Annotated in this window: 5 protein-coding genes; 1 reads left to right on the top strand and 4 read right to left on the bottom strand. The window is 34.1% G+C overall.

Features of this window, described 5'->3' with window-relative positions; genetic code table 11:
* Positions 1–51 precede the first annotated feature (51 nt).
* Positions 52–999, bottom strand: a complete 948-nt coding sequence (gene ispH, locus CKF54_RS01980) for a 4-hydroxy-3-methylbut-2-enyl diphosphate reductase (RefSeq protein ID WP_119524610.1) — start codon at positions 997–999, stop codon at positions 52–54.
* A 172-nt stretch (positions 1000–1171) separates the two neighbouring features.
* On the opposite strand from ispH, the gene CKF54_RS01975 reads away from it, so the two are divergent.
* The gene (locus CKF54_RS01975) at positions 1172–1786 is read left to right on the top strand and encodes a YhcH/YjgK/YiaL family protein (RefSeq protein WP_119524609.1); all 615 of its coding nucleotides are present in this window, start codon (positions 1172–1174) and stop codon (positions 1784–1786) included.
* A gap of 106 nt (positions 1787–1892) precedes the next feature.
* Here CKF54_RS01975 and CKF54_RS01970 read toward each other — a convergent pair whose 3' ends face one another.
* From CKF54_RS01970 to CKF54_RS01960, 3 genes are read right to left on the bottom strand one after another with little or no spacing between them, the layout of a single operon-like run.
* Positions 1893–3020 carry a PTS transporter subunit IIC gene (locus tag CKF54_RS01970; RefSeq protein ID WP_119524608.1) on the bottom strand — a complete coding sequence of 376 codons (1128 nt, stop codon included), beginning with the start codon at positions 3018–3020 and terminating at the stop codon, positions 1893–1895.
* Positions 3021–3035: 15 nt separating this feature from the next.
* The gene (locus CKF54_RS01965; RefSeq protein ID WP_119524607.1) at positions 3036–3986 is read right to left on the bottom strand and encodes a ketopantoate reductase family protein; all 951 of its coding nucleotides are present in this window, start codon (positions 3984–3986) and stop codon (positions 3036–3038) included.
* A gap of 18 nt (positions 3987–4004) precedes the next feature.
* Complete coding sequence (locus CKF54_RS01960; RefSeq protein ID WP_119524606.1) at positions 4005–5102, bottom strand: branched-chain amino acid aminotransferase; 1098 nt, start codon at positions 5100–5102, stop codon at positions 4005–4007.
* Positions 5103–5945: the final 843 nt, after the last annotated feature.

Here is a 5945-nt window from a genome sequence, read left to right as displayed (position 1 = left end):
TTAAGATCCTTTATTATTTTTCAATGATTACAGCATTTGAGTTATCTTCAATTATTCTGTAATATTCTTAATACGTAATTCTTTTGGTACTTGGAAATATACTTCTTCAACTAGACCTGAAAGATTACTTACATTTTGTACGCCATGTTCTTTAAGGTAACTAATAAGCTCTTGTACAAGAATATCAGGTGCTGAAGCGCCAGCAGTAATGCCAATTTTCTTTACACCTTTTAACCATTCTAATTGAACGTCTTGTTTACCGTCAATTAGATAACTTTTAGTACCTAAGCGATTACCAAGTTCGGCTAAACGAGAAGAGTTGGAAGAGTTTTTTGAGCCAACAACAAACATAATGTCTACTTGTTGGGCTAAATCTCTTACTGCATTTTGGCGGTTGGTTGTCGCATAGCAAATATCATTTTTACGAGGTCCTTCGATATGAGGATATTTTTGACGTAAAGCTTCGATTATATCACGCGTATCATCTAATGATAAAGTTGTTTGCGTCATGTAAGTTAGCGGTTCATTTACATCAAAATCAAGTTGATCAACGTCAGCAATAGATTCTACTAAGACCATTCTTGAATTGTTTGAAATGTATTGCCCCATAGTCCCAATTACTTCAGGGTGTCCTTGGTGCCCGATAAGAATTGCATTGATACCTTTACGAGCTGCACGACTTACTTGCATGTGTACTTTAGTTACTAATGGGCAAGTTGCATCAAAGACTGTCAGTTGACGATTTTTTGCTTCCTGTCTAACCTCTTGTGAAACCCCATGAGCTGAGAAGATAACGATGCTATTGTCAGGTACCTCATCTAGTTCTTCAACAAAGATAGCTCCACGGCTACGTAAATCATTAACCACGTAACGGTTATGTACTACTTCATGACGTACATAGATAGGTTGATCAAAATTCTCTAAAGCTAGATTAACAATTGAAATAGCTCTATCTACCCCAGCACAAAAACCTCTTGGGGTTGCTAAAATAATTTCCATATAGTAAAAAATTTGAATAAACTCTATTTTTCTTTGAGAAAAGATATAATATTAACAGATCTTTTCAATCTTGTATATTTTACAATAATTTGTCAGAAATAACTTGTTAAATAGGTTTGTTTGGCTAAATATCGATTTAAATAATAACTATTTTTAATTAGTAGGTAATAGTATGATTTTCTTTCATAGTGCTAACTTAGATAACTTTTTTCCAGAAAGAAAAGTATTAACAAACTTCTTAGATCTTTTAACAGCTTATGCTCAAGCTTCAGCTAAAGACTTACCTGCTGTAAGGGTAGAGTACTTAGGTGATTTTCTAAAAAATGTAGAGAAGTATTTGCCAAATGCGCAGATTGAACCAGCTTTATTAGAATTAGCAACTAAAGAGTTAGCCGATTTAGAAGAGGGGAAAATTTCTCATTTAGTAAATAAAGTAATCTTTAATGAGTTTGAGCCTCAAGAGCTTAATTATTATAAAAGTGAATATCATGAGCATACTTACGATATTCACTTAGTATTTGCTGGAAATGAGCAATATATTTATCAACTAGAAGCTGTTTCAGCTAGCATTAAAAAAGAAGCAGATCCTAAAGTAGAAAATGATACTATCTTTACTTTTGCTCTTCCTGCTTTAAGAAATGTAGAGCTAACTCAAGGAGAAGGAGTAATTATTCCTCCAAGAATAGCTCACTTTGCCGGCTTTGCAACCTCATCTAAATCTGCTATAGTAAAAAAATGTGTGGTAAAAGTAGATGCTCGTTATGCTAGAGCTTTAGGTTTAGCTTAAGGAAAAACTTGAAGTAATGATAAGCAAGAATAAGTAATTTTTAGTAATTTTTAATAATCGAAAAGGGGGAGTTGTAAAACTCCCCCTTTTCAGATATTAAAATAAATTAACTTTCAAATTTAAAATATTGATTATCGTATAGTTTTAACACACGAGTACATACATAGTGGATAACATAACCAACTACGAATGGAATTACTAAATAAGCTAAAACGATAAATAATAATTTAAACTCTGATTCCATCATTGCGTAAGCTTTTAATGGACCGATTAATGAGATATAACCGAAACCAGCTGAAGATGTATCACCTACGATACCAAAAGCTGCCACAGCTAGACCATTAACTGCCGCTAAAACGAACATAGGGATAAATAAGTACGGACGCATAACCATCTTAGGTAACATCATCTTAATAGTTCCGAAGAAGATTGCGATTGGCACCCCAATTCTGTTAGCTTTGAAGCTAGCAATGATTAAGAAAGTTGCAGCTGAAGCTACTCCAATGTTAGCAGCACCTGATGATAAGCCACTAACTTCAGTAATTAATGCTAAGGCAACTGAAGATAATGGAGATGATACTGCAAAACAGAAAGTAATAGCTAGTAATGGACACATGATGTACGGCTGTAATTCGGTAAAGTAACGAATTAATTCACCTAGGTATTTAGTAACAGAGCCTACATAAGGACCTAATACATAACCAACATAACCAACTCCAACACCTACAACGATTGGTTGTAATAATAGCGTTAATGAGCCAAATTTATTTTTGATTAGTAAGGTTAAGCCCGCAGCTAGTGAACTAGCAACAAGCACGTTTAGGATGTCACCTAGACCTTTAACTACAAACCCTGCGGCAATAGTTTTAGTTTGTTCAACTCCATCTACTAAAACCGTAAATGTTTGTGCTGGAACAAATTGTACGTTACCTGCGGCAATGTAAGCTACAAGAGCTAAACACGCTGATTGGAATGGGTTGAATTTAAAGTTAATTCCAACTAAGAAACCAATTAGCGGAGCAGTTGCAAATTGTACGGTGGTTGCAACAAATTGTAAGCCACGAGCAACTGTAGATTCAGCAGCAAGAGATGACAAAATACCACCTAACACTGCATTAGAGATCAGAGCCGCAACGATACCGATTGCCATGCCGTTTAAGACATTAAGAAAAAATTGCTTTACAGTAAGCTTATTTTCGGCAACTTGTTGTACTGTATTTTGATTTGAAGCCATTTTTTATTAGATAAGTTATTTAACAAAAGTGTAAGGAATGCCTAAAGCTTTTTCCTTACCATGAACAAAGCGAGTAATTAACTCACAGTAAGGAGCCCATTGACCGGCTGCTTTTAATTTGCGAGCGACATAACCATTTAAGTAGTCAATTTCAGTAGCACGTTTATTAGCTACAAGATCTTGCCACATTGATGGGTAATGGTCAACTCCTGCAAATGCTGGAGTTAAGAAAGTAAAGCCCCACTCTGTGAACTCATCTACATTAAAATGAACCCCTTCAAGAGCAGCAGCTGCCGCAAATTCAGAAATAATTTGACGAATTATTTCTTTTGACTCATCCATTTGGCCTTGCATGCGCATGTTAATGTCTAATAGAGCACAAACGCTATTAGTCATTCCATTTAAGCAAGCTTTACGCCAAATAGAGTAAGCAATATCTTCAGAATAGGTTGCTGGCATGGTGCTATCGTTGAATGCTTTGATAACAGCTTCACATGCTTCTCTTTCATTTGGATCTATGTTTTTGATCTCTGTATTTGAGTGTGACGAAAGTAAAAAGTCGCCTGGACCTAATAATTTCGCCGTACATACAGTAACGCCCATTAAGATATTTTTATCAGCAAAATACTTTCTTAAAGTTTCTAAATGACCAAGACCATTTAATAAGCATAATACTTTAGTATTTTCTTTTACTAAATGTTTGATATCTTGGATCATATCTTCAAGATACATAGATTTTGCAAATAGGAGTACTAGATCAAAATCACCTGTTACTTCTGATGGGTGATACATTTTTAAAGGAGATTCTTCACGCTTATCTACATCAGTAATAATAAGACCGCGACTTCTAACTGCCTCTAAATTTTCTTCCCATTTATCGCATAAAGTAACTTCGTTCCCACCTTTGTGTAAAACATGACCAAAGCAAGAACCCATAGCACCTGAACCAGCAACTAAAATTTTCATAAATATTATTCTCCAAGATTATTCAGCATCACAAACTTCAACTAACCAACCGTGTTTATCTTCGGTTTTACCTAGTTGTAGATTTACTAGTTCTGAGTATAGATCTTGAGTATATTTACCTGTTTGACCGCCATTGATTACAGCTTCTTCTAACTCACCAGTTTGGTGGTTTTGGCGAACTAAAGTACCTACTGGAGTAACTACTGCAGCTGTACCAACACAGAACATTTCTTCTAGTTGACCATTTTTAGCTTGTTCAAATAATTCGTTAACATCTAAGCGTGCTTCGTGAACTTTTTCACCGCGATCTCTTAGTAATTGTAACATTGAGTCACGAGTAACACCTGGAAGGATTGAACCAGTTAAAGCAGGAGTGTAGAACTCGCCATTTACTTTGAAGAATACGTTCATCGCACCACCTTCTTCAACATAACGGTGTTCTTTAGCATCTAACCATAGACATTGTTGACAACCAAACTCTTCAGCTTTTAATTGACCTTTTAATGAAGCTGCATAGTTACCTGCAGTTTTTGCAAAACCTACACCACCAACAGCAGCACGTACATATTCATCTTCAACGTATAAGCGGATTGGTTTTAAACCACCTGTGAAGTAAGCACCTGATGGAGAAGCTAAAACTAAGTAAGTTACTTTTTTAGCTGGGTGCACACCTAAACCTACTTCAGAGTTAAACATTAAAGGACGTAAGTATAAAGAAGTACCTTCAGTAGTAGGAACCCAAGAGCGATCAACTTTTACAAATTCTTTTAAAGCTTCTAATGCAAACTCTTCGTCTAAACGAGGTAAAGACATACGGTCTGCTGAGTTATTTAAACGCTCAAAGTTCTTATTAGGACGGAATAAGTAAACTTTACCACCATTATTGTATGCTTTTAAACCTTCAAAGATTGATTGACCATAGTGTAAAGCACCAAATGATGGATCTAGTAATAAAGAACCATGTGGAACAACACGAGCATCATGCCATCCTTTTTCTTCATCCCAATCCATAACAAACATATGATCTGTAAATACTTGACCAAAACCTAATTTATCTTCTGGCACTTTAGTTTTTGGTGTACTTGTTAATTCTAGGCGAACTTTAGCGTTAGTCATTTTTAGTTACTCCAATAAATTAAATATTGAACATTTTTAGATAATTTAAAATTACCTTTAAATGCTAGTATAGTTTAAACAGCTTTTTAGATTTGTGCAATAGTTTCAAAGAAAAAATTATAAAGAGCGACAAATCTTTAGTTATTAATCAAATCAAACAAACATAAGATGAGGTTTTAAATTATAATTTTTAACCTCATAAACCACTGAGGAATAAAGGAGTTTATTCTTGTTTATTAGCAATATAAACTTTAATACTTTGTTTAAAAGTTGGAGCTAGCCGAGCTAAAATTATAAAAGAATTTTTTATCTACGAATTGAAGAGAAGAAAACGTATAACCAAACGGATTGAGTGGTTAATAAGAAGATGGTAGATAAGGGTGAAGATAATAAGAGAAGAGAGGTGAAGTTTTTCTTAAGCTGTATTAGTACTTTAACATCGTCTTCAAATTATTATTTTACAACTTTTAATTTAGCTGGTAACTCGCAAGTTGAGTACTTCTAAATAAATAAGTTATAAAATCTCAACTTGAAATTACAAAATAATAATGTTAATAATACTAATAATCACCATGAAAAAAAACCTTTATTTGATAAGTAGTTAGATAGGAGGAAGCTGAACTTCCTTGGTATAAATCCATTCTATACAATAAAATTTTTAAAAGCAAGCTAAAAATGAGAAAAAATTTAAGATAGTTTTTAAATTATTGTTTTTCTTACTTAAAAAATTGTATATTATTTGTAGAAATTAGTGACAAGTTTTTAAACGTAAATTTAACACCAAGAACGGAACCAGAGTAGGTGAACAGTCCCCTGACTAGGCAGGGGAGTGTTCCCCTACTC

This window comes from Psittacicella hinzii, from assembly GCF_003585885.1.
Lineage (GTDB): Bacteria > Pseudomonadota > Gammaproteobacteria > Enterobacterales > Psittacicellaceae > Psittacicella.
This window is presented reverse-complemented; position numbering and strand designations above follow the sequence as displayed.